Raw genomic sequence first — 1,194 nt, forward strand, 5'->3', positions numbered from 1 at the left:
GATTAAAATTCGCATTATAGGTTCCTTAAGTGCTAAAATTTAAACGGGATTATACCATAATTTTAGCTAGATTTAAAGTTTTTTTAATAAAAATTTAATTTTTTAGAAAGTTTTCTCTAAGATTAGCCCAACTATCGCATTTGGCACGATGTCTGGTTTAAATATTTTTAGTTTCATTTTTTGGATGTGTGGATACGTAAATTTAAGTTTTTGGCTTAATAACTCTAGTGCATCTTCCAGTAATTTATACTGAGATGTGCACATATCTTTTTCGATCAATGTACATACATCGGCATAATTAATAAAATACTCACCATCATAATTATAATCTAAGGTAAGAGAAACACAAACTTTTTGTGGAACTGTTCGTTCCTCTTCTAGGATGCCAATAATTGTTTCGAAAGTAAGTTTTTTAATACAAATACGCACCTAGATGACTTTTGATTCTTTACCTTGAAATAAGCGCATAATATTGGGGACATGTTTATAGACTATGATAAAAGCAATAATAAAAAGAGGTGCATGTGTTTTAATGCCTTCCATGTCTGGGTGAATGATAAATGATGAGACAAGCAGTGCAATTAAAGCAATTAACGATGATAGTGATGATATTTTGAGGACTTTTCCTGCGATAAACCATGCAACCAATGCAATCAGCGTTTCAATAGGCAACATGATGAAAAGTACACCGGCTCCCGTCGCGACACCCTTGCCACCTTCAAATTTAAGGTAAGGGCTAAAACAGTGACCAATAACAGCAAAAATAGCAATGGCCCATAATGTTTCAATGCTAAGTCCAAGAAATTTACCAACCAAGAGAATTAAGATACCTTTGAGTGCATCAAGGATAAGTGTGATGATAGCCAATTTTTTAGCTAAGGCTGGATTACTCTCTTTGAGTACACGCAAAACATTGGTAGCTCCAATACTACCGCTGCCGCTTTGGCGGATGTCACTACCGGTAAAGTATTTTGCTATTAAAAGCCCAAAAGGGATTCCTCCTACGAGATAAGCAATAATATAAAATTGAATATTGATATTTGTTAAAAAGTCCACACGGTATCCTTTGTTAAAGTAAGAAAAGTATAGCAATAATTTTGTTATTATTCCTTTAACGCTATAATCAACTTTTGAATGATTCTAAGGATAGAGAGTGAATAATACTGAATTAAAAGAGCGCATTATTACTTTAAA

Annotated in this window: 2 protein-coding genes; both read right to left on the minus strand. The window is 33.1% G+C overall.

Annotation, left to right across the window (positions count from 1 at the left end):
* Positions 1-102 precede the first annotated feature (102 nt).
* The gene (locus PHE37_RS13505; RefSeq protein WP_300008765.1) at positions 103-429 is read right to left on the minus strand and encodes a dihydroneopterin aldolase; all 327 of its coding nucleotides are present in this window, start codon (positions 427-429) and stop codon (positions 103-105) included.
* Positions 430-1,056: a glycerol-3-phosphate 1-O-acyltransferase PlsY gene (plsY, locus tag PHE37_RS13510; RefSeq protein WP_300008767.1), complete on the minus strand. Its 627-nt coding sequence runs from the start codon at positions 1,054-1,056 to the stop codon at positions 430-432.
* Positions 1,057-1,194 lie beyond the last annotated feature (138 nt).

Origin of the sequence: Sulfuricurvum sp. (assembly GCF_028681615.1) — a bacterium.
In the GTDB taxonomy this organism is placed as follows: Bacteria; Campylobacterota; Campylobacteria; order Campylobacterales; family Sulfurimonadaceae; genus Sulfuricurvum.